This window comes from Bacillus sp. NPDC094077, assembly GCF_050279465.1.
GTDB lineage: Bacteria > Bacillota > Bacilli > Bacillales > Bacillaceae_G > Bacillus_A.
This window is the reverse complement of sequence record NZ_JBNNUF010000027.1, coordinates 1-23950: the sequence shown is the minus strand read 5'-3', so window position 1 is coordinate 23950 and position 23950 is coordinate 1. Positions and strand designations below refer to the sequence as shown.

The 23950-nt window shown below is 34.7% G+C and carries 27 protein-coding genes, 1 tRNA gene and 4 pseudogenes; 24 read left to right on the top strand and 8 right to left on the bottom strand.

All coding sequences use genetic code 11. The annotated features are described in order from the left end of the window. The 3 genes and pseudogenes from ACQKNR_RS27905 to ACQKNR_RS27895 all read right to left on the bottom strand — a co-directional run. Nucleotides 1–1509 (bottom strand): reverse transcriptase domain-containing protein (locus ACQKNR_RS27905; RefSeq protein WP_427322406.1); only part of this gene is annotated, 1509 nt, incomplete at its 3' end. Between the two features lie 558 nt (nt 1510–2067). After that, nucleotides 2068–2781 (bottom strand): annotated as a pseudogene (locus tag ACQKNR_RS27900) (DNA repair protein); the annotation flags it as partial. A 110-nt stretch (nt 2782–2891) separates the two neighbouring features. Then, a complete protein-coding gene (locus tag ACQKNR_RS27895; protein WP_427322404.1) occupies nt 2892–3122 on the bottom strand; it encodes a helix-turn-helix domain-containing protein in 231 nt (76 codons plus the stop codon). A 292-nt stretch (nt 3123–3414) separates the two neighbouring features. Here ACQKNR_RS27895 and ACQKNR_RS27890 point away from each other — a divergent pair, with 292 nt between their 5' ends. From ACQKNR_RS27890 to ACQKNR_RS27870, 5 genes and pseudogenes are all read left to right on the top strand, one after another. Further along, nucleotides 3415–3735, top strand: coding sequence for a hypothetical protein (locus ACQKNR_RS27890; protein ID WP_427322402.1), 321 nt, complete (start codon nt 3415–3417; stop codon nt 3733–3735). A 10-nt stretch (nt 3736–3745) separates the two neighbouring features. Next, nucleotides 3746–4912, top strand: a complete 1167-nt coding sequence (locus ACQKNR_RS27885) for an FtsK/SpoIIIE domain-containing protein (protein WP_427322400.1) — start codon at nt 3746–3748, stop codon at nt 4910–4912. 22 nt (nt 4913–4934) lie between these two features. Then, nucleotides 4935–5510, top strand: coding sequence for a replication-relaxation family protein (locus ACQKNR_RS27880; RefSeq protein ID WP_427322410.1), 576 nt, complete (start codon nt 4935–4937; stop codon nt 5508–5510). A 316-nt stretch (nt 5511–5826) separates the two neighbouring features. Next, complete coding sequence (locus ACQKNR_RS27875; RefSeq protein WP_427322398.1) at nt 5827–6504, top strand: hypothetical protein; 678 nt, start codon at nt 5827–5829, stop codon at nt 6502–6504. A 236-nt stretch (nt 6505–6740) separates the two neighbouring features. Beyond that, nucleotides 6741–6995 (top strand): annotated as a pseudogene (locus tag ACQKNR_RS27870) (helix-turn-helix domain-containing protein); the annotation flags it as partial. A gap of 220 nt (nt 6996–7215) precedes the next feature. On the opposite strand, the gene ACQKNR_RS27865 reads toward ACQKNR_RS27870, so the two are convergent. Further along, complete coding sequence (locus ACQKNR_RS27865; protein ID WP_427322396.1) at nt 7216–7683, bottom strand: RsfA family transcriptional regulator; 468 nt, start codon at nt 7681–7683, stop codon at nt 7216–7218. A 355-nt stretch (nt 7684–8038) separates the two neighbouring features. Here ACQKNR_RS27865 and ACQKNR_RS27860 point away from each other — a divergent pair, with 355 nt between their 5' ends. From ACQKNR_RS27860 to ACQKNR_RS27840, 5 genes are all read left to right on the top strand, one after another. Further along, nucleotides 8039–9688, top strand: coding sequence for a S8 family peptidase (locus tag ACQKNR_RS27860; protein WP_427322394.1), 1650 nt, complete (start codon nt 8039–8041; stop codon nt 9686–9688). A 263-nt stretch (nt 9689–9951) separates the two neighbouring features. Continuing rightward, nucleotides 9952–10299, top strand: coding sequence for a YxeA family protein (locus tag ACQKNR_RS27855; protein WP_427322392.1), 348 nt, complete (start codon nt 9952–9954; stop codon nt 10297–10299). A 191-nt stretch (nt 10300–10490) separates the two neighbouring features. Then, nucleotides 10491–10898 (top strand): type VII toxin-antitoxin system MntA family adenylyltransferase antitoxin, encoded by a 408-nt coding sequence (gene mntA, locus ACQKNR_RS27850; RefSeq protein ID WP_000577221.1) that lies wholly within the window; start codon nt 10491–10493, stop codon nt 10896–10898. Then, nucleotides 10888–11301 (top strand): type VII toxin-antitoxin system HepT family RNase toxin, encoded by a 414-nt coding sequence (gene hepT, locus ACQKNR_RS27845; protein ID WP_000787545.1) that lies wholly within the window; start codon nt 10888–10890, stop codon nt 11299–11301. The genes mntA and hepT overlap by 11 nt, the downstream gene beginning before the upstream one ends. A 274-nt stretch (nt 11302–11575) precedes the next feature. Then, the gene (locus tag ACQKNR_RS27840; RefSeq protein ID WP_427322389.1) at nt 11576–11791 is read left to right on the top strand and encodes a small, acid-soluble spore protein, alpha/beta type; all 216 of its coding nucleotides are present in this window, start codon (nt 11576–11578) and stop codon (nt 11789–11791) included. A gap of 310 nt (nt 11792–12101) precedes the next feature. On the opposite strand, the gene ACQKNR_RS27835 is transcribed toward ACQKNR_RS27840, so the two are convergent. Next, the gene (locus tag ACQKNR_RS27835) at nt 12102–12455 is read right to left on the bottom strand and encodes a hypothetical protein (RefSeq protein WP_427322387.1); all 354 of its coding nucleotides are present in this window, start codon (nt 12453–12455) and stop codon (nt 12102–12104) included. A gap of 721 nt (nt 12456–13176) precedes the next feature. Between ACQKNR_RS27835 and ACQKNR_RS27830 the strand changes: the two genes are divergently transcribed. From ACQKNR_RS27830 to ACQKNR_RS27820, 3 genes are all read left to right on the top strand, one after another. After that, nucleotides 13177–13470 carry an ArsR/SmtB family transcription factor gene (locus ACQKNR_RS27830; protein ID WP_427322385.1) on the top strand — a complete coding sequence of 98 codons (294 nt, stop codon included), beginning with the start codon at nt 13177–13179 and terminating at the stop codon, nt 13468–13470. 234 nt (nt 13471–13704) lie between these two features. Continuing rightward, nucleotides 13705–13778, top strand: a tRNA-Ile gene (locus ACQKNR_RS27825). 71 nt (nt 13779–13849) lie between these two features. Then, on the top strand, nt 13850–14002 hold the full coding sequence (locus ACQKNR_RS27820) for a hypothetical protein (RefSeq protein ID WP_427322383.1): 153 nt from the start codon (nt 13850–13852) through the stop codon (nt 14000–14002). A gap of 244 nt (nt 14003–14246) precedes the next feature. Here ACQKNR_RS27820 and ACQKNR_RS27815 read toward each other — a convergent pair whose 3' ends face one another. Together ACQKNR_RS27815 and ACQKNR_RS27810 are read right to left on the bottom strand one after the other, a co-directional pair. Next, entirely contained in the window at nt 14247–14675 is a 429-nt protein-coding gene (locus ACQKNR_RS27815; RefSeq protein WP_427322381.1) for an ImmA/IrrE family metallo-endopeptidase, read from the bottom strand. A gap of 22 nt (nt 14676–14697) precedes the next feature. Then, a complete protein-coding gene (locus tag ACQKNR_RS27810; RefSeq protein ID WP_427322379.1) occupies nt 14698–15126 on the bottom strand; it encodes a helix-turn-helix domain-containing protein in 429 nt (142 codons plus the stop codon). 136 nt (nt 15127–15262) lie between these two features. Here ACQKNR_RS27810 and ACQKNR_RS27805 point away from each other — a divergent pair, with 136 nt between their 5' ends. The 11 genes and pseudogenes from ACQKNR_RS27805 to ACQKNR_RS27755 all read left to right on the top strand — a co-directional run bounded on the left by ACQKNR_RS27805 (nt 15263) and on the right by ACQKNR_RS27755 (nt 23766). Further along, nucleotides 15263–15499: a helix-turn-helix transcriptional regulator gene (locus tag ACQKNR_RS27805; RefSeq protein WP_427322377.1), complete on the top strand. Its 237-nt coding sequence runs from the start codon at nt 15263–15265 to the stop codon at nt 15497–15499. 86 nt (nt 15500–15585) lie between these two features. After that, nucleotides 15586–16485: a DnaD domain-containing protein gene (locus ACQKNR_RS27800; RefSeq protein ID WP_427322375.1), complete on the top strand. Its 900-nt coding sequence runs from the start codon at nt 15586–15588 to the stop codon at nt 16483–16485. 489 nt (nt 16486–16974) lie between these two features. Next, the gene (locus tag ACQKNR_RS27795) at nt 16975–17361 is read left to right on the top strand and encodes a hypothetical protein (RefSeq protein ID WP_273752730.1); all 387 of its coding nucleotides are present in this window, start codon (nt 16975–16977) and stop codon (nt 17359–17361) included. 238 nt (nt 17362–17599) lie between these two features. Next, a complete protein-coding gene (locus tag ACQKNR_RS27790; protein WP_427322372.1) occupies nt 17600–18568 on the top strand; it encodes a lysozyme family protein in 969 nt (322 codons plus the stop codon). 211 nt (nt 18569–18779) lie between these two features. Further along, nucleotides 18780–19601, top strand: a complete 822-nt coding sequence (locus ACQKNR_RS27785) for a M23 family metallopeptidase (protein ID WP_427322370.1) — start codon at nt 18780–18782, stop codon at nt 19599–19601. A 67-nt stretch (nt 19602–19668) separates the two neighbouring features. Continuing rightward, nucleotides 19669–20664 carry a GH25 family lysozyme gene (locus ACQKNR_RS27780; RefSeq protein ID WP_427322368.1) on the top strand — a complete coding sequence of 332 codons (996 nt, stop codon included), beginning with the start codon at nt 19669–19671 and terminating at the stop codon, nt 20662–20664. A 441-nt stretch (nt 20665–21105) separates the two neighbouring features. Next, nucleotides 21106–21333 (top strand): annotated as a pseudogene (locus tag ACQKNR_RS27775) (hypothetical protein); the annotation flags it as partial. Nucleotides 21334–21410: 77 nt separating this feature from the next. Continuing rightward, a complete protein-coding gene (locus ACQKNR_RS27770; protein ID WP_259418010.1) occupies nt 21411–21647 on the top strand; it encodes a hemolysin XhlA family protein in 237 nt (78 codons plus the stop codon). After that, nucleotides 21647–21886, top strand: coding sequence for a holin (locus ACQKNR_RS27765; RefSeq protein WP_427322366.1), 240 nt, complete (start codon nt 21647–21649; stop codon nt 21884–21886). The genes ACQKNR_RS27770 and ACQKNR_RS27765 overlap by 1 nt, the downstream gene beginning before the upstream one ends. Next, nucleotides 21883–22746 (top strand): annotated as a pseudogene (locus ACQKNR_RS27760) (N-acetylmuramoyl-L-alanine amidase); the annotation flags it as partial. The gene ACQKNR_RS27765 and the pseudogene ACQKNR_RS27760, both read left to right, overlap by 4 nt. A 243-nt stretch (nt 22747–22989) precedes the next feature. Further along, a complete protein-coding gene (locus ACQKNR_RS27755; RefSeq protein WP_427322364.1) occupies nt 22990–23766 on the top strand; it encodes an alpha/beta fold hydrolase in 777 nt (258 codons plus the stop codon). 45 nt (nt 23767–23811) lie between these two features. On the opposite strand, the gene ACQKNR_RS27750 is transcribed toward ACQKNR_RS27755, so the two are convergent. After that, nucleotides 23812–23950: zinc ribbon domain-containing protein (locus tag ACQKNR_RS27750; protein WP_427322408.1), on the bottom strand; the 139-nt coding region annotated here is incomplete at its 5' end.

The following is a 23950-nucleotide window of genomic DNA, read 5'->3' as shown; positions in this document are numbered from 1 at the left end:
TTTCTCAGATTTTGCCTGGTATTGAATAGCTAAATGTCCTTTAACCTTATACTTTGTCATCACCTTAGCTACAGACATTTTATGTTTTGCAGCTAAAGTTTTGGCGAAACTATATTTCATAAAGTAGTAGAAACTCTGGAGTGTACAAACGTTTTCTGCAAGACTGTAATAATTGTACAATCCTCTTATCTCCATGTTGTACGTATTTAGTATTTCTAGTTCATCGTTATTTAAGAGATAAGTACGATGTTGGATTCGCCATTTTCCATTGGGCATTATGCGTAATGCCCCATAATGTTTGAGCTTTTCAATCCACTTTTCCGAAGGAAGATACAGTTTACATCTCATAATTTGATGTCTCATTAGAAAACCATTTTTATCACGTTTAGTGTCTAATTTTCTACTTACCATGATGTCATATCCTAAGAATCTGGCTTTTTTCGAGCTATGCGTGATTAGTGTTTTTTCTTGTGACAATTCAAGTTTCAACTTATTTCTTAAGAAGTCCGTTAGATCTTCTTTAACTTTCATCGCATCCGCTTTATTACCAATAATACCCACGAGAAAATCATCCGCATATCTGACGTATTGGATTCTCTTGTAGGATTCGTCCATAGGGTCTCCACAAGTAATTTTAAGTAGCTCTTTCTTTAAGGATTTATATTTTATAATCCCTTGCTTCTTTTCCTGTTCCGTGAGTTGTTCCCAATTTTCCTTTAGTTGTTTCCTGTGTTTGTATGTTAAGTACTCCTGACGTTTGTAGGATTTTGTGGTTTTCCTTTTATCTCCTTTAGTGAACTCTTTTTTGTACTCCTCCATAAATATATCTAGTTCTGTTAAATAAACGTTAGATAAAAGAGGGCTGATAACGCCTCCTTGCGGAGTACCACTATAGCTACTTTGAAATTGCCATTCTTCTAGATATCCCGCGCGTAGAAATTTCCATATTAACCGAATAAATTTCTCGTCAGTTATCCTTCTTCTTAATAACGCTATAAGTGTATGGTGGTCGATATTATCGAAAAAACCACTAATATCTCCTTCAACGAACCATTTTACCCCGGGGAACGTTTTACGTACTTTGTATAAAGCGGTATGACAACTCCGTTTGGGACGAAATCCATGTGAACTTTCCTTAAAACTCTTTTCATATATCGCTTCGAGTATCATTCGAATAACTTCTTGTAGAAGTTTATCCTTGAATGCTGGTATACCTAAGGGGCGCTTTGAACCATTCTTTTTAGGTATGAAGACCCGTTTGGATGGGTATGGTTGATAGCTCTCATCTTTTAGTGATTCTATTAGGATATTTATTTTTTCCAGACTGAAACCATCGATGTTTTTTCCATCTGTTCCTTTTGTCATATTTCCTTGGTTAGGGCTAATATTTGTATAGGCTTTTAGATAAAAGGATGGATTGTATAGATTTCTGTAAAGACGGTTATATTTATAGTTTTTATTGTTAGACTTTGTTACTAGACTGCCTAATACATCATCTGGATTTCTCATGAGCCTCACGCTCCTTCCATTGTGTATATAGCTGGATAAGCTGTTCCCCTTCGCCTTGTAATAGGCTTTCCCTATCTCTGACTAATATGAGAACTCCGTTACCATGTCAGGTATTCAAGTTCCAGAAAACTATAGCCCTATGGGCTTCCTGATTTAGGTAATCCCCGTTTAGATGTATGTTGACATAGCTATTTGTAATGTCGGATGCGACTTTCACCTTTTATCCTTTACTAGGATTGCCTAATCTATCGTATTGCTGGAATTAGCAGAATTGCAATACTAATTCCCTAAGATTATATAGCGTTTATAAGTACTTTCCGCTGTAGCCGGCGATGGGACTGCTCAGGTTATCGTTCAAGTAGTGTAACCTTCATCCTTGTTTACAATTCTCATCTCGCCATTCAGTCGTGACTTAGTACTTAGTCAACTTATGACTTTCCTAACATGCTACACTCCCCGTTTGGTTTCCCTCTCGGATAAGTTAGGTGATGACAGGCGTTGCAATATATCCTGCTGTCTTGCTATTGACAGATTCAAACATATCCCTTACGGGCGCACTAATTCTTCGCCAATAACCCCAAAACTTTGTTTTAAGTATTTGAGAGGGTATTGCGCTAAATCTCCGATTGAATGTATTCCTTTTCGATTTAACTTTGCTTCTGTTTTACCTGAAATCCCCCAAAACTTACTAAGTGGTCGTATCGGCCATAATTTTATGGGCACATCTTCGTACTTCCAATATGCGATGCAGTTTTTTTTCTTCTTTGCCTCCACATCTAAAGCGATCTTACTCATTAAAGGATTAGGTCCAATCCCAATCGTGCATTCAATTCTTGTTTTCTCATATACCTCACGTTTAAATTTCAACGCGAATTCATATGGCTCATTTGCAAACAGATGGATACTATTTGTAATATCCATAAAGAATTCATCGATGCTGTATTGGTGGAAATCCTCAATCGGAACGTATTGTAAAGCTAATTTTGTTATGTAATTTGAGCATTTTATATAAGTTCCCATGGTTGGATTAACCACAAGAATATCTTTACGCCGTGGTATTTCATACAATCTTGCCATTTTCTTGACACCCAATGCCTTTAATGGTGGTGTTGCAGCCAAAACAATGGAGCCACTTCTGTTCACATCTCCTACTACAGCTAATTTAGTATGCAGTGGGTCTAAGCCCATCTTGATACAGGACACGCTTGCATAAAAGCTACGAAGATCTACACATAATACAATTCGATTTGGAAAAATTGAGTAGTCATACACCGGTATTCCTCCTTTATAACAGAACGTTCGTTCTTATTATATACGAATATATGTTCTGTTATAAAGGGTTTTTTATAAAAAAAATAAAACTGGCTCTAGTTAGCCAGTTTTTACATGTCCCAAAAATCAGTGGATTTAACGTTGGGTTTTATTTGCCTAATAACTTTTAAAATCTTTTTCATTACAGTAGGGCTAGGTATGTATTCTATATCATTGCACGCCTTTGAAACTGTAGGCCGACTTAATTTCGCGGTCTTTTCTAAATCAGTTTGAGTGAAGCCATTCCGATCTAAAAAATCACCTAATTTCGTTCGGTTTTTACCTCCGAATTTCCAAAACACTTAAATCCCTCCTGAACCTATTTTCAACATTGTGGACATAAATGTAAAAAACTATTCGCATAGACGGAAAAAGTTTTTTACATAATGTACAAGCTGTCTACAATATGATGTATCAAAGTAGCTACCACGGTATTTATTAAGGTAGAAGAATACGAGGTTACCAAAGTAAGTTTCGAATGATTACCACAGTATTTATCAAGATTTCTACCAAAGTAAAACTACCATGGTATTAAGTAGATGAACCTACGTAATATCTACATTCTAAATTCCGTTTATAAAGGGGGACATTTAAATGCGTGGTAGGAAAGAAACAATTCCTTTTCGTGAGTTTATGGATCGGTCATACAAAAATAAAGAAAAGAAAATACGTAAATACAATTCATTGAGTCCTTTCGCATTCCTTCATATGTCGGATCAGGTACTACATACTTACATTGCATTAGGAGTAATGGGAACGGTTTTAATCGGAGCAGTCATGTTAGAAAAATATTTGGTGCGACATGACCATATATCCGCAGCTAAATTTATAAGTGAAGGTATTTATTACGGCATGCGAATAGGTGGAGTTTGTTTGATTGGATACGTATTTATTCGCATCCTAATTATGTTTTAGGGGGGAGTATATGAGAATGATAAAGAAGTGGCTTCATACAAAAAGGTTAAGGAATCAACTTATAGAGGTATTTGGAAAAGCAGGTCTATATACGGAACATCAAACACGCGGGGGGAAAATGCCTATTTATCCAAAGGTACATAATATTTCTTCTTCAGCAGAAAGCGTGAGATATGTATTTACCATACCAAACGGATTAGATCCACAGAAGATTGAAAAGAAGTGGTTTTGTTTCCAGCAAATATTAGGACAGAATATAACGATTGAAGGGGATGTGAAAAAGTTTGTACTACATGTATTTCACTCAGATGCTGGGCTAAAACCATACAATTATTGTTATAAAGAATGGCAGCCACTATTAAAAGGTTACCGTTTACCTGTTGTGGTCGGTAGGGACCAATTTAGAAAAATGATTGCATACGATATGATTGACTCTAATTCACCGCACTTATTAATTGCAGGGGAAACGGGAAGCGGTAAAAGTAGTATGGTACGTGTTGTATTATCCACACTTATTCAATATATGTCTCCTGAAAAGTTGCATTTGTATCTTGGTGATTTAAAAAACTCTGAATTTCATTTTTTACGTAGAGTGAAGCATGTAAAAGAAGTTTGTATGGAAGAAATCGAAATGAAAATAATGCTTCAAAAGTTATGGAAGGAAATCAGAGAACGAAGAAAACTTATGGAAGAATATGAAGTTGATCATATTGATGCGTATAATAAACTGAATCCTAATCATCAAAAACCATATATTTTACTTGCTATCGATGAGGTGGCTATGCTCAAAGAAGAAAAAGAGTGCATGGCTACGATTGAAAAAGTTTCAGCAGTCGGCCGGTCACTGGGGGTCTTTCTTATGCTTAGTATGCAGAGGCCAGATGCGAAAGTGTTGGATGGTAAGTTAAAACTTAATATGACCGTAAGAATCGGCTTTAAATGTGATAGTACGATTAATAGTACTATCATGGGTACTCCTGGGTCAGAGCACTTAGAGCAATCGGGCCAAATGATTTTTAAACGAAATGGATTAAAGAAAGTGCAAGCACCTTACTTGGCATTAAGTAAAGCAAAACAAATTGTTGAGCCACATCGTATGGCTAAAGAGGAGAAAATGTCCAAAAAACCTCTGCAAAAAGAAATGCCTTTATTCGGGGTGTTAGATGATGAAGAGTAGAGATATAAGGATTTTGAATGACTTGAAACGATTTAGATGTATGTCTCGTGACGATATTATTTATTTACATTTTCAAGGATTAAAGAATGCGATAACGTGTTGTAACACGGTTATGAAACGATTAAGAAGAGATGGTCATGTGGATGCTAATGTTTCACAGCACCCATACATTTATTTTCCACAACCAAGTTCTATCAAAAAAACGAGTCAAAAAATTCCTCATTTCCTTGGTATTGTGGACGCATACAAGCAACTCGTTCATTATGAAAATCCTAAACTATTCGAAGTTGAACCAAAGTATGGGAGAGAATATATGGAGCCAGATGCTTTTACTATATGGCGTAGGTCGCCATTCTTTATTGAAGTTCAAAAATCAGTGTACAGTAAAAAGATAATGCAAGATAAGATAAATAGATACGAGTTATACTTTCATAGTCAAGAATGGCATAATGAATCCTGGCAACCGAAAGCTTCAAAATTCTTTCCTTCAATCCTTATCATTACTGACAAACATTACGACGTTCAATCTCCTTATTTTCGTATATTTCAGGCGAATTCTATTGAAAGTTTTATGAATAATTTAACAGTGAAATCATAATGAAAGCCTGCATAGTGCAGAGCTTTTTTCTTTTCAAGAATGTAATAAACAGTGTGTGGTGCTGTTTGTTAGTATGCGTTAAATGAGGGGAGTATTTTTTATGGTCCCAATGAAAAGTTCTAAAGCTGAAAAATTGGCTATTTTAGCTTTTATAAAGAAAGTCATCATTTAATAGCTAACATTACAGGTTATAGAAAGAAATGTGTGAAAATTGGATTTGTTTTTTGTTTAAGATTTATATTTGTATAAAATAATATTACGTGATAAAGTTTTCTGTGGGAAAATTAAGTATTAACAACATCATGGAGGGGACAGAATGAAAAAACAAGTTTCAGTATTATTAGGAAGTATCATGCTTACGGGAGGTATTCTTGCAGGTTGTGGAAGTGAGGATGTATCTACAGAGAAAAAAGAAAAAGCAACTGCTGCTGAGCAAAAGGATGTTTCTAACAAGCCTGAAAAAGATGAGAAAAGCACTTTACGTTTATCTAAAGTAGGGCAAAAAGCTAAAACAGATGGTAATGAGGCTGAATTAATGAAAATAAAGGAAGTCAATCAGACAGTAGATATTGCTCCTATTAAATACACTGTAAAAGATATGAAGATTATTAAAATGAATAAAGTGAATAAGTCAATGGAAGCCTTCTTACTTCAATATACAGGGGGAAGTAAGTTACCTAAGGATTTAAATTACATACAAATTCAGTACAGTGTAGAAAATACTAGTGATCAAAACGTAGATTTCTCTGGTCTAGATAAAGTTGTACTTAATAATGGTGAGCAGTTAAATGCATTAGGGAATGACTTTATTTGGGAAAAAGAGGATAATGATAGCAAATTCTACGGGAAAGTGAAGAAAGAAGGTAGCGTAGGTCTATTTATTAAAGGTAAGCCTGAGGAGATTACATCAGCTAAGCTAATCTTTAGCAGCACAGTTAATCCTGAGGGATACGAGACGATTACAAAAGAACAGCAAGCTGAATTTCAATTCTAAGAGAGGGGCAGAAGCCTCTCTTTTTTATGTTACAGATAACATTGACCCGTTAAGTAATTTATCATTTTAGCCAAGAAGCCATCTTAATTGTTTGGCATACATGAACTGTTACTTCACTATCTATCGAATGTATGTTTGTTGTATGATAGACGCATGTCGAAATGGAGGTGAAAGGAAAGGTAATCAATAAAGCATATAAATTTCGTATCTAACCAAATAAAGCACAAGCAACCCTAATCAATAAAACGATTGGCTGTTCTCGTTGTGTATTCAATCATTTCCTATCTCTATGGGATAGCTCATAGAGATAGGAAATGATTGACATATGGTAAATGCTCTGCCAAACTCCCTGCCATGAAGAAAGAGTTTGTTTGGCTAAAAGAAGTGGACAGTATTGCGATTCAGTCGTCTGTTCGCAAACTTGTGGATGCTTATACACGCTTTTTCAAAAACAAAACAGTGCCCCGCGTTTTAAATCTAAGAAGAACAATGATGTAATTGAAGTGAACTCGGAAAACAGGACACATCTCAAAACACCTCCATTGAATTTGCATACTTAGTATGCGAATTCAGGAGGTGTTTTTATCAATCTTCTATTCAAAATATGCCCATTAGAATTGTGTCTGAATCAAGGTTAATAATAATTTGATCAAGCTTTATTCTAAACCAATACTACAGTATGGAAAGCAGAAAAGTTAATTGATTTCTTTTTTAATCGGTTACAATTAAATTTCTTGTCTTATCGATATGATTAAGTAACATAAGATACTCCTCTTCATACATAGTTAAACGTTGCGAAAGAGAGTGATTCTCTGCTTCTAAATATTCAATTTGATTTTGTAAAGTTGTCAATTCATTCATTTCTTTATAATTTTGTAGAAATGTAATAATGTCATCTAATGTAATAGATAAAGAATCTGTTTCTTTTTTATGTTGGGTGGGAGAAATGTTATTTTCCACTTTTCGATTTTGTTTTGCCTGCTGTATTTCTTCTTCGTATTGTTTTCGCAAGTAAGAGTTCCAACGAAATCCGCAAGCAGCGGGAGTTCTGGTCAATTGTTTAGCCACTTCTTTAAATGCAGCTAACTGTGTTCCACCATTACGAATATTTTGAAGTACTATTGTTGCAAGAAGTAAATCGTTATCGTTAGTCCAGGAATCTTGTCTTGAAATTACCACTTTTCAATCCCCCATATATGTTTTTTATAACATATATGCAATTTCTTAAAATGATAGAAGCCCAACTTCTCTTAAAATAATTAAGAGTAAGTGGATAGAAGTATATATTATTTTAAATGCAAACTTGCATATAGGGTTGACTATCCGTCATAGCTGTAACTATAATAGTTACAGCTATACAACTGAATTAATAGATTTAATGGCAGTAATTAGTTGTATTAGTGATGTATGAGCAAATATTAAAAAATGAATGGAGTTGAAAATATAAATCTACATATAAGACGTTTGTATAAAAAAGAAGTTAAGTAATCTACAGTTTTTTATAATCATATATAAATTAAAAGAGGTGCACGTTTTGAAAATTTTTAAGGGAATTCTAGTTTCTTCAATTGCATTAACAGCATTTAATGGGGTAGGTGGTATACTTCCAAGTGAAAAATCAGAAGTTGCCTATGCAGATACTTACAATTATTCAAATAAGCAATTGAATTCTACTGTATATAAGCAAGTTACTAAACAATTAATTTTGAAATTTAAAAATGAAGCGAATTTACCATATCAGGATGGGATAGAAAAATTCATAAAAGAAGAAAAACAAGACCCTGAATTAATTAAAATTTTAGCCGAATACCCAAACATAACTATAAATCGACTTTTTAGTTCTTTAAATCCTACAGAAATTAAAAATTTAGGTGAAGAAATAAAAAACTCTGATCATATTTCTTCTAATTTGCTAAACTATTATATTGTAGAAACCCAAGGTGATATTGATGTACAAGCATTACTTATAAAATTTGAGAAATCATCTCTTGTTGAAACGGCATATCTACAGGAAGAAGAAGCGCCACCAGAAGAGCGTTTACCAAATTTATCTGTTAATCCATATGATGAGCCTAGACTTACAAGGCAAGGTTACCTTGAACCAGCGCCATTAGGAATCAATGCACCTTACGCCTGGAGTATAAAAGGTGGAGATGGAAAAGGAACAACTTTTGTAGATATGGAGTATGGTTGGTTATTTACTCATGAAGATTTAGTGAATCAGAATATCGAATTGATATCCGGACAGAATAAGAGTGAACACCATGATCATGGTACCTCGGTTTTAGGGATTGTTTCTGCAGAGGATAATAACATAGGTGGAATTGGGATTGCACCAAAAGCTAAGGTAAAGGTTGTATCCCAGATTCGGGATAACGGAAGGTATAATACAGCTGATGCTATATTAAGTGCAGTTAACAATATGCAAGCTGGAGATATCCTGTTATTAGAAGCCCAAGCAACTTACGATGGATATGGAGATAAGAACTATCTTCCTGTAGAAGTAAAACCGGATATATTTGATGCAATTCGTATGGGAACAAATAAGGGAATTATTATTATTGAAGCAGGTGCAAACGGTGGAAATGATTTGGATCAATTTAAAGACCGTAATGGTAAACAAGTTTTAAATCGTAATAGTCCTGATTTTAAAGATTCAGGGGCAATTATGGTTGGGGCAGCTTCTGCAAGGGTCCCTCATAAACGTTCATATTTCTCTAATTATGGTAGTAGGGTGGATGTGTATGGATGGGGAAATGCAGTAGATACAACAGATGCTAGACCAAGTGAATTTATAACAAATCTATATACATCTAGCTTTGGCGGAACGTCTAGTGCATCACCTATCATTGCTGGTGCTGCTGCATCAATCCAAGGAATTGCAAAAAATAATCAGGGAAGAGTATATACACCAAGCCAGCTTAGGGATATTTTAAGTGATTCTAGCACCGGAACGAAATCTAATGATCCAATCTCTGATAAAATTGGTGTTTTACCTGACTTAAAGGCCATTTTATCTAAACTTGGTTTTTCACCAAACTTAAGTAATGATTCTTCCATTGTATTTCCTGAGGAACAAGAAATAAATAAAGGAAATAAGGGAAGTGAAGGATCTACCATTACATTCCCCAAAGAGGATTCCGCTAATAGTGAAGGTGACTCTAGCTTTATTTTCCCAGAATAATTGTAAAGAGACCTACTTAATATAAAGGATTCTTATATAACTAGTTGTTTATAATACTAGTGAGAAAGGCTCTTATGCGTAGTAGCATAAGGGCCTTTTTGTTGTACTTTTAACTAAAAGAGAAATATGATTTAATCAATTTTTTTCAAAAGGCCTTCTATTTATTATCTTACAAAAGCGTAATGTTAGTGTCACATAAATGAATTTTTCCAGTAAGAAGATTAGGATATAATTTTTGTGAAAAGAGATGTGAGGTGAATAATATGAAACGAATTATGCTGATGTGTAGTGTTGTTGTTGTTTTTACAGTATTATTAACAGGCTGTAACTTAAACCGTCTCGGTACAGATACATATTATGTGCAAATTACCAAAGATGGTGAACAATTAAAAGAGAAAAATGTAAATGGGGATACGACTTACCAATATAAATTCCCTGGATTTGATAAGGATGGTAAAGAGAAAGAAATGGAGTTTACATCGTTAAAAAATCTTCGTAAAGAAGCATTTTTACTTATATATTACTCTGAGGAAAAAGGTGTGAAATCTTGGGAAGAGGTTAAGAAAGACGAACTCCCTACAAAAGTAAAAGAAAAATTAAAGGTGAATTAACATATAAAAGACGCCATTGTTAAAGAAATATATTCCCTATTTCTTTTGCTTTTACAGGGATAAGCACGTAATTTTGAGGTGCTGTAATTACTAAGAATGTTTAATTTTGTTTATGTATTTGTTGTAGCTTAATGGATTTCGTAATGGTTATGATATAATAAGATTCAACTATAATAAGGGGGATTAATTAAATGATTTTTCAAAGCATGATAACAGCTATTATAGAAAAATTACAAGAGACAGTGAATCCCTATTGGATAATTGTGTTTGGATCAACGGCTGAGAACAGAGAACGGGAAGATAGTGATATTGATATAGCTTATTTAAGTGATACAACTTTAGGGAACTATGAACGTTTTTTATTAGCACAGGAGTTAGCTAACATTGTTCATAGAGATGTTGATTTAGTTGATTTATCCGAAGCTTCTACAGTTTTTCAAGCTCAGATTATACATACAGGAAAGACAATATTTTGTTCTGATGAAGAACGGAAAATCATTTTTGAAATGAAAACTTTAAAAATGTATTCAAAGTTGAATGAGGAACGCAAGATAGTATTCGATGATATAAAGAAAAGAGGTTCAATATATGAAGAATGAGGTTATTTTAAATAAAATTTCCACAATAGAGCGTTGTATAAAAAGAATCCAAGATGTGTATGGAAATGACCCTGAAAATTTGGAGGATTATACAAAGCAAGATTCTATAATATTGAACATACAAAGAGCTTGCGAAGCAAGTATTGATTTAGCAATGCATATTGTTGCAGGGAAAAAATTAGGACTACCCCAATCTAGTCGAGAGGCTTTTGATTTATTGGTTACAGCTGGATTACTTAGCGCAGAGCTAGCAAATAAGTTAAAAGCGATGGTTGGATTTCGTAATATTGCCGTTCATGATTATCAAAGTGTAAATTTAGATATTGTTCGTCAAATTATTGAAAAGCATTTAACCGATTTTAAACTATTTACGAAGGAAGTTATGGGGATATTGGAATTTTAGGTGAAAGAACAGGATAATAAAGCTGAGGAAGAAAGTGATTCAATGACTCCCGAACCAGCTATTGAAATAATCACTTATTTTCGAAAGAAGAAACCATATAGATAAAAAAGAAGGCGCAATTTTACACAAAAAGACTCATTCTAATTAGAATGAGTCTTTTTGTTAATTGGAATTTATTTATGGAAATCACAAGCTTACTTAAATAAATATAAATTTTGCATATTTTATTGGAAATAGAGCATGATATTACCAAATCAATGGAGGTGTGTTAGAAATGCAAATTCGCGAAAATGATAATTCAAACGAGATTTTGGTAGCAGCGGCAGCAAGTGCAATTGAACAAATGAAGTATGAAATTGCTCAGGAGTTTGGCGTTACACTTGGACCAGATTCAACATCACGAGCAAATGGTTCAGTAGGTGGAGAAATTACAAAACGCTTAGTGCGTATGGCACAAGAGCAATTATCTGGTCAATATAAAATTCACTAAGAAAAAATATGTATGTGAATTAAAAGGTAGGGTAGGAGTGTGAAAAGATTATTCGCACTCCTGTTTTATTGTATTTAAATAAATGGCTACCGGCGTTTATTTGAAGTCAGTCTACTGTTTGAATATATTCCAACAGTAGAGTAGTTGATTCATTTAATACCGTAAATGGAGCCAAATTGCATGGGAAAATAGGAAAAACCACCCTTATAAGAGTGGTTCCTAATAATTATTTTTGGATTATACTTTTACAATTAGGCGATAAGATAATTGGATAAAGCTAAATCAATAAGAGATAGTTTATATATTTCTATTATTTTGGTTCTGGATAATGATTGTAGTACGAGATTTTAATAAATTCTTGGTAGACATTTGTTAATTTAGCATCTCTAAGAGCATCATTGAATTTTTGCATACGTACACTACCTTGAGCGTAGCCTCCACCAGGAGTATAAGGATTTCTAGCTTCAAATTCATCCATAAATACTTTTAACTTTTTATAGTCTTGAGATTGATAGAAAGCAGCGGCCTCTTCTGGAGTAACATCAAAGTAAGAAGAAGATGCAGAGTTATAAGTAGCTGCTTGAGCAGTAGGTGTCTCTAGCATAGTTGCAGCTCCACCAAACATAGTAAGCGCCATAGAAGACACAATGATTTTTTTAAACATAATAAAACCTCCACATAAAATATTTGGATTAAAAGTAACCCTGTAATTATTGTAGTTACAACGATAATAATTATCAAATGCAATGTTGCATAATTCTTTATATGAGTGAGAAGTCTCTCCATCTCTAAATGAGGGAATGTAACAGAGAATAAATAGGTTTAAGGGGGTATACATACTATTGGATTTAATGAGAAAACGAAATAGAAAGGATATTTTGAGTTAGGGAAATTTAAAAGGCCTTGTCATTAAAGACAGGGCCTTTCAAAAAGGGACGAAAATTGACAACTGAAGGTACCTTTATATTACCATTTTTAGGAATTTAATTCCTGTGATTTATGTTGAGAAATAAAATTATTATTTTGTATAAAGTGAGATGAAGAGGTGCTTCTTATAGATTTTGCAAGATGAGAAGGCAAAAGCAGAATTTTAATCGGACGTTAAACAAAGGATAGAAGAATCCCTTTTGCTTAACGAAACGCGTTAAACATCATTCAAGGTTATGTAATAGACTATAATATACCTCATTCAAAACCCAATATAGTCTGTCAAAAAAATTAGAGGGGATCAATTCATTGAAACAGTATAAAACTGTTTTCAGGATAGGTGTCCTTTTTGGTTTAAAAAAGAGAATATATTTTCTCAACAGGACAAATGGTAATTATCTATAAGTACTACTTATAAGGATAATAGGAAAATAGAAGTTAATAAAGGAGAGTGCGAAATGATAACACTAATAGCTAATAAAGGTCTAGCTGAAATCAACGAAAAAGATGTAGATGTATTAAAGGTAATGGCACATCCGGTTCGATTACAAATTGTAAATGAATTAATGCATCATAAAATTTGTAATGTTACACAGTTAACTGAAATATTAAGACTGCCCCAATCCACTGTTTCACAACATTTATCAAAATTGAAGGGAACCGTACTCCGTTCAGAAAGAAGAGGACTAGAGATGCATTATTTTATAGATAATGCTAAGGCCCGTCAGATTGTTGAAATTTTAGGTTTATAGGTTAATAACTTGTAAAAGGTTTCCTGTTACGAGGCAGGAAACTTTTTTATTGATAACCAAACTTCGTTAAAGGTATTAAAAGATAGTACTAATTAGAAAGTGTATGGAGTGCGGAGTATAAACACTGTTAACATGATGCAAATGTGCATATTAAATGAAAAGTAAGGTAAATTGATAATTCATGTGGTAGAATATTGTATGTGAATACGTTCTATAAAGTAAAATTTATGCTCTGGACCTTTAGCTCAGCTGGTTAGAGCAAACGGCTCATAACCGTTCGGTCGTAGGTTCGAGTCCTACAAGGTCCACTTATAAACAAGGAGAAAGCACTCATTTGAGTGCTTTCTCCTTGTTTATAATAAATAAAGGGGATTGTAAAATGAAAATCATTGACTTAGACGCAGTAAGAAAAAAGAAAGAAAAATTAATGGTAACTATTCCAATTATAGAACTAATGTATGGGGAAAAAGGGGAAATTGAATTTAAAATAGTGGGAAAAAAAGTTGTTCCACAATCCATGTTAGAGAATTAAACTACTTCCAATTCCAATAGGGTGTAAGGTCGTTAAGTGGGAGTAGTTCAAATACTTGATAAACGCCCCTTTTTAATTTTGGACGGATTGATTAAAACTCAATCCGTCCTTTTTATTAACTTACTAGGGACTTTATAGGTTTTTTCAACAATAGGAACCTTTGTTATTTCTTCTTTTTTAATGATAAGGCATTCTTTTTTTTCTCGTCAGCATTTAAATCAATACATAAAATGTCTTATTTCCTTTAGAAGGTTTTATAAAATTCTAAGAGTTCAACTGGAATATTATTTTTGTATGCTATACATGCTTTTGTATCACCAGGCTGAATGGTCTTTTGATCAATTAACAAAAGCGCAGCAAATGTATTTGCTTCTATCTCTAATTTATCAACGGAAAAGAATGTATTCTTACGCAGAAAAGGTGTATTTGCATGAGTATGTAGGACCGCATGTCCTAATTCATGAGCACAAACAGTTCTTTGCATAGATGGAGACAAATTAGTATTAATGACAATGAAACGATTTCTTTTTTCATATTTATAAAAACCATTTATTTCTTCATGTAAATCCCATGTTAGTACATGTATTTTTAAGTAATCTGCAAGCTCATAGGGGTTTGTCGTGTTGTATTGGGTGCTAAGTTGTTGGACTAGATCTTTAATGACGAATTTCAATGTATTCCCTCCTAAGCTCGCATCAGTTATCGTCTGGATTACGATATTTCTTAGGCACGTATTTTTTATTGATTACTTTCGTTTGTTTTACAATGTACTCCATTGCATCTAACAATGATTCTACGGCTTCTTGACTCATTGGTTCCCCAGAGAACATTAAGCCATCTTCGCCTTGTAGGTCTTTTTTTATTTCTTCCATTCTTTTTGCTATGTCTTTCTCATCTTTTTGCGTTAATTGCACTTTTGGCTCCTCTGTAACATCTCGTCCTAGTAAAAAGTCAGCTGAAACCGAAAAGCAATCAGCTAATTTAGTTAGAACATCATGTGGAGGGAATCTTTCTTCTGATTCGTAGTAACCTATCATTCTTTGGGATACTCCAATTTTTTCAGCCAGTTGTTTTTGTGTTAAATTTTCCTTTTTTCGTAATGATTTTATTCTAAGCCCTATCACATTGTTCACCTCTCTAATTGAACTAATTGTTCTCTTTTGATTTATTTTAGCACAAATTGTTCTTTTCCGCATTGACACAGAACAAATAGTTCTGTAATCTGTATTTAGAACTATTTGTTCTTTCGGAGGTGAGATAATGGGAAATAAAATGTATGATCCGCAAAAGAATTTATATAAAGAACTTGCACATTATTGTGGAGTGACTGAACGGTATATTCGAATGATTGATCAAAAAGAAAGAACTCCATCAATGGAAACAGCTAAGAAGATTGCTAAGTATTTTGATATGAGTATAGATGATCTTTTTTTTAGTAACAAATCGAACTTAAAGTTCTTTTTAACATCGTGTTGGTTTGAAAAGAATGGAATGTAGGCTTCATAATAGGGAAGTTAGTGGTAGTGAGTACAGAACTTCGAAATTAGGAATTCTTTCTTAACAATGATGGAGAGGTAGATATTATGGGGATTTTTCGAGTTAAAAAAGATAATAATTATTCCGTTATAAATAATACAGGTTTAAAAGATAAAAGGCTTTCTTGGAAGGCGAAGGGGATATTAGCATACATACTTACACTTCCAGATGATTGGGTGTTTTATAGGGAAGAATTATCCCAGCACGCAAAAGATGGTATTAACAGCTTAAGAGCTGGAATGCAGGAATTAAAGGAGTACGGATATATTAAAAGATTTCCTATTAAAGATGCAAAAAACAAAATTGTTAGATGGGAGACAATTATTTACGAAATCCCAGTGGATGATTTTCCACCAGTGGAAAACCCACCTGTTGGAAAACCTGTTGCTGGGAACCTACCGGTGGAAAATCGCAAGCTACTAAATACTGATATACAAAGTACTAAAAAACTAAATACTGATATACAAAGTACGGATCATCATCATGATAATCAAGATAAATCACTATCACAAAGATTGATGGATGAAGATTTTAAAATAGTTTCTAGCTATTTGCTGAAAAACGGTATCTCGTTAAGTAAAACAGCTATCGCAGAGCTTGGTGAATTTTGTGGAGCATTGGGAAGTGAATTGATTCTTGAAGCAGTAAATAGATCTATTGATGAAAACGTACCGAAGTGGAGGTATGTACGTGGAATTCTTAAAAATTGGGAAACCAAAAGAGTAAAAACACTCGATGATGTAGCTGTGTTAGATGCACAGTTTGGTCTTAGTAAGAATAAAAAACAATCTGGTTCAGGATACACCAAACGAAATGAAATAGTACCAGAATGGTTACATCAAAAGGAAGAAGAAGACTCAGGAGAACAACATAGACATAATAATGAGGTAACGATTGAAGAAGAGCGTGAGAGGTTAAAAGCTTTATTAAGAAAATACAAATCATAATAAATATATGTTTATCCGATTAAATAGATTATTAAGGTTAGTTTATCTTTGGTGACATCATTGAACTACTCACCACTTAACGTCCTTACGGACTGTTTGAAGTGGGAGATTCCTGCGAACACCGATGTATCCACCGGTTATCTTAGCAGGCCCTACCCGTAGTCCCTACGGTGAGAACATAAGTATCTTGTACGTTAACTCACCACACTCCCTACTTTAGCTTGGTTTTCGCAACTTCGGCAAGCGTGGGGCGATAGAACGTTGAAGATTTTACGGTTGCAACGTTTTTCTGCAACCAACCTCATATCTTCAGTTTTCGAAGAGCAATCTGTACAAGTAAATGATAACAAACATGTTGGCCTATGCCAACCGATATTCATCTCCCGCCTAGAATTGGTGTTTCACACCTTCACATTTTTGAGGAAGGAGTCTTCTGTCGGAAAACGATAAAAGCAGAATTTAAATAAAGAAAAGTAGGTGGATTATTATATGTTTGACTGGCTGAAAGATTATCAGAAACTAGAAGAAGAAATTACATATTTAGAATATAACTTAGATAAATCAAAAGCGGAATTAAAGCGCTGGATTAGTGGTGATTTGCAAAATGTACGATTAACGGCTGAATCGGAGGGGGCTAAGGTAGAAGACCGGATTGAAATTATTGAATATGAATTAGGACATAAGATGAATGAAGTGTTCGATTTAAAGATTTTAATTAATAAGTTTAAAGGGCTAGATCATCAAATACTCAAAATGAAGTATGTTGATGGAATGACCTTAGAACAAATAGCTTTTGAATTGCATTATAGTACAGGCTATATCCGACGCAAACATGCTGAAATAAGAAAGATTGTCAAGTTTTTAGATGGATTTTAATGTTACCTTTTTGTAGGATACATGCGGTGTACAGAAAGTATTGTAAAAATGATTTATAGTAGTAATATAAGATTTCGACGAAAGAGCAACTATTTTTATGGTTGCTCTTTTTGTTGTGAAAGAAGGTGAGCAACATGAAGTAATTTTATAGATTAATGGGTATTTGACTGATAGTCATATTTAGTAAAGTAGTAGTTTTTTAGATAAAAATAATAGGAAAATAAGGAGATGTTTAGTAATGGATCAATTAGTTGCTTCAGCTACAACAGTAAATCTTCCACAAGCAGTTTTAAGATGGAAGACAATGGTAGAAGAAGAATGTAATGCACAAGGTGTACCAGAGTTAGTACCTTATGTGCTTGGGATTATCATGGTGGAAAGTGGTGGGAATTCTGAAACGACTCCTGATATTATGCAGTCAAGTGAATCCCAAGGAAGACCTGCGAATTCAATTAACAACCCGAAGGAATCCATTCATTACGGAGTCATGCACTTAAAAGGATCTTTTGCAGATGCAAAAAAGTACGGTATTACTGATCTAAGTGCTATTGTACAAACATATAATTTTGGACGTGCTTACATTCGGTGGTTAGCTAATAACAATAAACAGCATTCATTACCGGTGGCAGATCAATATTCTAAAACGGTTGTTGCACCATCGCTTGGAAATACAACTGGTGCTATGGTTAAATATAGTCACCCTATCGCTGTTGCATACAATGGTGGCTATCGATATAAAAATGGCGGTAATTTTTTCTACGCTGAAATTGTGAAACAATATGTAGATTTTAATGCAGGCGGTGTTCCGCAACCAGAAGGAATTGGGTTCGCAAAGTCAATATACTGGGAAGGCTATGGTATTAACTATCATGATGGACCACATGGCAACTATCAAGGAAACTTTACAACAGCAGCAGAAGTATTATACTGGGATGCATACTGGGGAGAAGATAATGATGTTTGGTTGGATTTAGGTAGAAGCCGTTGGGTAAAAGCGGAGCATTATTATTGGAGACCTTTCAAAGCAATATCAAAATATCCAGAAGGATATGGAGTGAACTTTTATGATGGGATTAACGGGTCATACAAAGGACGTATTACCTCAAAAGAACCTCTTACAGTATTCTTCCGTAAAGAAGGCTGGATTGATATTGGTGGTAATAGTTGGGCACCCGAGGAACACTTTGATATTGTAGATATTCGATAAAAAAACAACTCTATTAAGAGTTGTTTTTTTATCCTTAAACTATGATTTAGGAAAGAAGAATTAGTCATATAGAGTAATAGTCTTTCAAGGTTTTTTGATGGTAGACAACAATGGAGGAATTCTCTGTTTTGTTCATTTTAAGGTTAGAAAACCTACGATAAATCTAAAAATAATAAATATTGACAATATAAAAATAGAAAGGAAGATTCATATGGCAACATTTATTTATCCAACAGATACAACGAGAGTAACAAGTGGTTTTAGAGGTGACAGACCAGATCATCATGGGGTAGATCTTGCTGAAGCAGGTTATCATCCGATTTATGCAGCGGCTAGCGGGAAAGTTAGTCGTTCGTACCTTTCATCTAGTTACGGTGAATGTATCATGATTGTTCATAATATTAATGGAGTTACATGGGAAACGGTATACGCACATATGCGAAGTGGTTCTCGTACAGTTAAAGAAGGCGATTCTGTTACACAAGGACAAACAATCGGGGTAATGGGAGAAACAGGACAAGCTTATGGTCAGCATTTACATTTTGAAATGCATAAAGGCGGCTGGAATATTAATAAGAGTAATGCTGTGAATCCATTAGACTTCTTGGGGAAAGATGGCGTTGGCGGTACACCGCAACCAGAAGGGATTGGGTTCGCAAAGTCAATATACTGGGAAGGCTATGGCATTAATTATCACGATGGACCACATGGTAACTATCAGGGAAACTTTACAACAGCGGCAGAAGTACTATACTGGGATGCGTACTGGGGAGAAGATAATGATGTTTGGTTAGATTTAGGTAGAAGCCGTTGGGTAAAAGCGGAGCATTATTATTGGAGACCTTTCAAAGCAATATCAAAATATCCAGAAGGGTATGGAGTGAACTTTTATGATGGAATTAACGGCTCATACAAAGGACGTATTACCTCAAAAGAACCTCTTACAGTGTTCTTCCGTAAAGAGGGCTGGATTGATATTGGTGGGAATCGTTGGACACCTGAAGAACACTTTGACATTGTAGATATTCGATAAAAAACAACTCTATTAAGAGTTGTTTTTTTATTCTTAAATTTTGATATAGGAAAGAAGAGGAATAGAAATGAAGAAAATTGCAGATTTATCACATCACAATGGTTCAATAAATTGGGCGGCAGCTAGTACAGAGCTTGAACTTGCTATTATTCGTGTGCAATATGGATCAAATACAATTGATACGCGTTATAAAGAGTATGTACAAGGTTGTAAAGACTATGGTGTCCCATTTGCGCACTATGCTTATGGCTGTTATGTAAGTGTTCAAGATGCTATTGTAGAAGCAAATGATTTTATGGCACGCGCCGACAAAGAAGCGAAATTTTTAGTATTAGATGTAGAAGATGATACATTAGCAAGTTGTGGAGCAGCTAACCTAGCGAAAGCTTCACAGGCATTTATTGATACATGCCGTGCAGCCGGCTGGAAAGTGGGTCTATATGTATCACACCACATGTATACAAGCTATGGATTAAATACTGTGAATGCGGATTTCCTTTGGATTCCACGTTATGGAAGTAAACCAGCCTACAGTTGTGATTTATGGCAGTATACAGAAACTGGTAGTCTTGCGGGAGTATCTGGTAATGTAGATTTAAATTACTTAAACGGAGAAAAATCTATTGAATGGTTTATAGGTAAAGGTGGCGTTGGCGGTACACCGCAACCAGAAGGGATTGGGTTCGCAAAGTCAATATACTGGGAAGGCTTTGGTATTAATTATCACGATAGACCACATGGTAACTATCAGGGAAACTTTACAACAGCGGCAGAAGTATTATACTGGGATGCGTACTGGGGAGAAGATAATGATGTTTGGTTAGATTTAGGTAGAAGTCGTTGGGTAAAAGCGGAGCATTATTATTGGAGACCTTTCAAAGCGATATCAAAATATCCAGAAGGATATGGAGTGAATTTTTATGATGGAATTAACGGCTCATACAAAGGACGTATTACCTCAAAAGAACCTCTTACAGTATTCTTCCGTAAAGAAGGCTGGATTGATATTGGTGGGAATCGTTGGGCACCTGAGGAACACTTTGACATTGTAGATATTCGATAAAAGGTTAAGAGTCACTCGTATGAGTGGCTATTTGTTTTGGGGTCTGGCCATGACCGGGATTGAACTACTCACCACGTAACATCCTTACGGACTGTTTGAAGTGGGAGATTCCTGCGAACACCGATGTATCCACCAATTATCTTAGCAGGCTCTACCCGTAGTCCCTACTGTGAGAACTGAAGTGTCTTGTATGTTGACTCACCACGCTTCCTACTTTAGCTTGGTTTTCGCAACTTCGGCAAGCGTGGGGCGATAGAGCGTTGAAGATTTTACGGTTGCAACGTTTTTCTGCAACCAACCCCATATCTTCAGTTTTCAAAGAGCAATCTGTACAAGTATATGATAGCAAACATGCTGGCTTATGCCAACCGACATTCATTTCCCACCTAAAATTGGTGTTTCACACCTCCATATTTTTGAGGAAGGAGTCTTCTGTTGGAAAACGATAAATTTATGGAAATTGATGATGTTGTGGATAATTTAGTGAATGCTGGGATTATTACCGCGGGCAATTTTAACGTTAACGTGGAGTTATTTAGAGGTATCCCAATTACGGTATCCATTGTAAAAGCAGGGAATCCAGCAGTAGAAGTCCCTACAAAAGTTGATGCTGGTGATTCTATTGGGGGACATATAGATGAGACAGATAAAAAAGAAGGAACTAAATAATGAAACGTAAAGCCAAGCGCATGTAATGTAGGCTTTTTTATTTTAACTCCAATAAGAAGTGGGAAAGAGGTGGAAATATGGATGGTTTACAAGAGGTGAAAGGTGATATTCAGGAAATAAGGCAAGATATAAAGGACATACGATTAGAGATTAGAAGTTTAGAAATGCGGACAACAGGTAATGAAAAAGACATTATTAATATCAATAAGCAATTAGATAAGATTAGTGCTAATACAACATGGATCTTACGTCTTATTATAGGTGGACTAATCGGAGCAGCTCTGACCTTCCTCTTGAAAGGTGGCGGTATGTAATGATTGAAATTACGGCAATGATTGGGGTTGTTGTAGGACTATCACAAATTGCAAAAACAACTGGATTGCAAACAAAATACATTCCGATATTTAATTTGACGCTCGGTATTACGCTAGGCGCTTTATTTTTGTCTCAAGATACCAAAATGAATATATTTCAAGGAATGATTATCGGATTGTCAGCAAGTGGATTATTTGACCATACGAAAATTATGAAAAAGGATGACAATAGGAAATGAAAAAGAAATACAAACATATTTTATCCATAGTTGTTGCTATGATTTTAGTAGTATCAATTGGAACAAACGCATTTGCTGATAGAACTCTACTTATTCCTGATTTACCGAACCAACCTTACCGTTACGGTGTTGGTGCTTATGAAGGCGTTGTGGCACATTCTACAGCCACCCCTGAGGCTCCAGCAATTAATATTCAAAAATAGGAGTCTCGTACATGGCATTCAGCATTTGTTCACTATGCAGTTGATTGGGATGAAAAGATTCAAATAGCATCTACAAAATATCAGGCATGGGGCGCAGGTCCAGCAGCAAATGCAAGATTCGTTCATGTTGAACTGTGTGAGACAAGTGATCCATTGAAATTCAAACGTTCTTATGAACGATATGTAGAGTTAATTGGAGAAAACTTGCGGGAACGAAATATTCATCCTTCTAAGGGGTTATGGGCACATAAGGATGTTACATATAAATTAGGTGGGACAGATCATGAGGACCCTCTTGATTATCTTCGTAGTCATGGTGTATCTGAGACTGAATTTCGAGCGGATGTGCTAAATGCCTATAACAATGATTCAGTTACGGTTGATGCTAAACCACAAGAGTCAAATGATTTACATAGCACAGTGGAGGAAAATGGTGTTGTATATATTGAGAGATACAATGTAAACCTTCGTTCTGGACCATCAACAGGGAATCGTGTCATCCGTAAATTACAAAAAGGAGAGACGTATAAAGTAGGTAGGAAAGTAGGGAACTGGTTAGATCTTGGAGGTAATCAATGGATTTATTATGATTCCTCATACATTCGTTACAATGGGACGGAAGCTTCTACTTTAGCTGGTAAAAGAGTTATTTCTAAATGTAGCTTTGTAAAAAATATTGATCATTTAAAATAAAGTTCGGTTATTTATAATAAAGATTGATAATTTGTAATAAAGTTTATAAAAGCCCTGTATTATTCAATTAAAGGGTCAGATTGAGGAACATTATTTCCTATGGGTACAATCAGTGAGGACGGTTAATTTGTTTAGCGAGGCTATAAAGAAGCCTTGTTTTTTTCGTATCTTTGACACAAATAGAAAAGGTCTGTGAGGAGTAATCGAATGGAAAAACAGGGGATAAATTCAGTTGAAAAGGTTGTAATCGGTGAAATAGAACAGATTGTATCTTTGAGAAGCAAGAATATAAATAATCCAATTCTTTTGTTTTTACATGGAGGTCCAGGGACGGCGCAAATTGCCTTCTCAAGAAAATCTCAGAAAAAGCTTGAGGAGTTCTTTATTGTTGTAAATTGGGATCAGAGAGGTGCAGGAGGATCATTTTCTACATCATTAAAGATGGAAGACTTAAATATAGAGAGATTTGTTCTTGATACAGAAGAGCTTACAACTTACTTGCTAGACAGGTTTAATCAAAAAAAGATATTTCTTGTAGGTCATTCTTGGGGGAGTATTATTGGATTGAAATTTTCTTCAAGACGGCCAGACTTAATTGAAGCATATATTGGTATTGGACAAGTGGTAGATATGAAACGAGGAGAGAAATTATCATATAAATTTACTTTAGAGGAAGCCATTCGAAGAAATAATGAAAAGGCAATAACTCAATTGAAGGCAATTGGAGAGCCGCCTTATAAAAAAGTGAACGATGGTGGAATTCAACGGAAATGGCTATCGAAATTTAACGGCTCGACATATAGCGGAAGCTTATTTGGAATTATCTTTAAAAACATATCAATGAAAGATATTAAATCATTAAAGATTATAAAGTTTATAAAAGGCTCAATACTTTCTCTAAACTCTTTAGAAGATGAGATGAACACGGTTAACTTTTTAGAAGAAATCCCTGAATTGAACTACCCCCACTTTCACTTCGTTTAGAAGTGGGGGATTCCTAAGTAAAGAGTTCTATCGAACTCTAATTTATTAGGCTAACCCCGCAGTCCTTGCGGTTAGAAGCCTTATCGCTGCATTCTTTAGATTGATACTTGCGTTAATATCCCTATCATGGTGTGTACGGCAAGAGGGGCAGTCCCATTTACGTAGGTTCAGATTTTTAACGTCT

Bases quoted from the DNA above. Each gene is read 5' to 3' on its own strand.
- ACQKNR_RS27820 (WP_427322383.1), top strand. From the start codon at position 13,850: ATGAAAATCATTGACTTAGACGCAGTAAGAAAAAAGAAAGAAAAATTA.
- hepT (WP_000787545.1), top strand. From the start codon at position 10,888: ATGAAGAATGAGGTTATTTTAAATAAAATTTCCACAATAGAGCGTTGT.
- ACQKNR_RS27800 (WP_427322375.1), top strand. From the start codon at position 15,586: ATGGGGATTTTTCGAGTTAAAAAAGATAATAATTATTCCGTTATAAAT.
- ACQKNR_RS27755 (WP_427322364.1), top strand. From the start codon at position 22,990: ATGGAAAAACAGGGGATAAATTCAGTTGAAAAGGTTGTAATCGGTGAA.
- ACQKNR_RS27830 (WP_427322385.1), top strand. From the start codon at position 13,177: ATGATAACACTAATAGCTAATAAAGGTCTAGCTGAAATCAACGAAAAA.
- ACQKNR_RS27795 (WP_273752730.1), top strand. From the start codon at position 16,975: ATGTTTGACTGGCTGAAAGATTATCAGAAACTAGAAGAAGAAATTACA.
- ACQKNR_RS27805 (WP_427322377.1), top strand. From the start codon at position 15,263: ATGGGAAATAAAATGTATGATCCGCAAAAGAATTTATATAAAGAACTT.
- ACQKNR_RS27770 (WP_259418010.1), top strand. From the start codon at position 21,411: ATGGATGGTTTACAAGAGGTGAAAGGTGATATTCAGGAAATAAGGCAA.
- ACQKNR_RS27885 (WP_427322400.1), top strand. From the start codon at position 3,746: ATGAGAATGATAAAGAAGTGGCTTCATACAAAAAGGTTAAGGAATCAA.
- ACQKNR_RS27840 (WP_427322389.1), top strand. From the start codon at position 11,576: ATGCAAATTCGCGAAAATGATAATTCAAACGAGATTTTGGTAGCAGCG.
- ACQKNR_RS27875 (WP_427322398.1), top strand. From the start codon at position 5,827: ATGAAAAAACAAGTTTCAGTATTATTAGGAAGTATCATGCTTACGGGA.
- mntA (WP_000577221.1), top strand. From the start codon at position 10,491: ATGATTTTTCAAAGCATGATAACAGCTATTATAGAAAAATTACAAGAG.
- ACQKNR_RS27785 (WP_427322370.1), top strand. From the start codon at position 18,780: ATGGCAACATTTATTTATCCAACAGATACAACGAGAGTAACAAGTGGT.
- ACQKNR_RS27765 (WP_427322366.1), top strand. From the start codon at position 21,647: ATGATTGAAATTACGGCAATGATTGGGGTTGTTGTAGGACTATCACAA.
- ACQKNR_RS27835 (WP_427322387.1), bottom strand. From the start codon at position 12,455: ATGTTTAAAAAAATCATTGTGTCTTCTATGGCGCTTACTATGTTTGGT.
- ACQKNR_RS27790 (WP_427322372.1), top strand. From the start codon at position 17,600: ATGGATCAATTAGTTGCTTCAGCTACAACAGTAAATCTTCCACAAGCA.
- ACQKNR_RS27855 (WP_427322392.1), top strand. From the start codon at position 9,952: ATGAAACGAATTATGCTGATGTGTAGTGTTGTTGTTGTTTTTACAGTA.
- ACQKNR_RS27780 (WP_427322368.1), top strand. From the start codon at position 19,669: ATGAAGAAAATTGCAGATTTATCACATCACAATGGTTCAATAAATTGG.
- ACQKNR_RS27890 (WP_427322402.1), top strand. From the start codon at position 3,415: ATGCGTGGTAGGAAAGAAACAATTCCTTTTCGTGAGTTTATGGATCGG.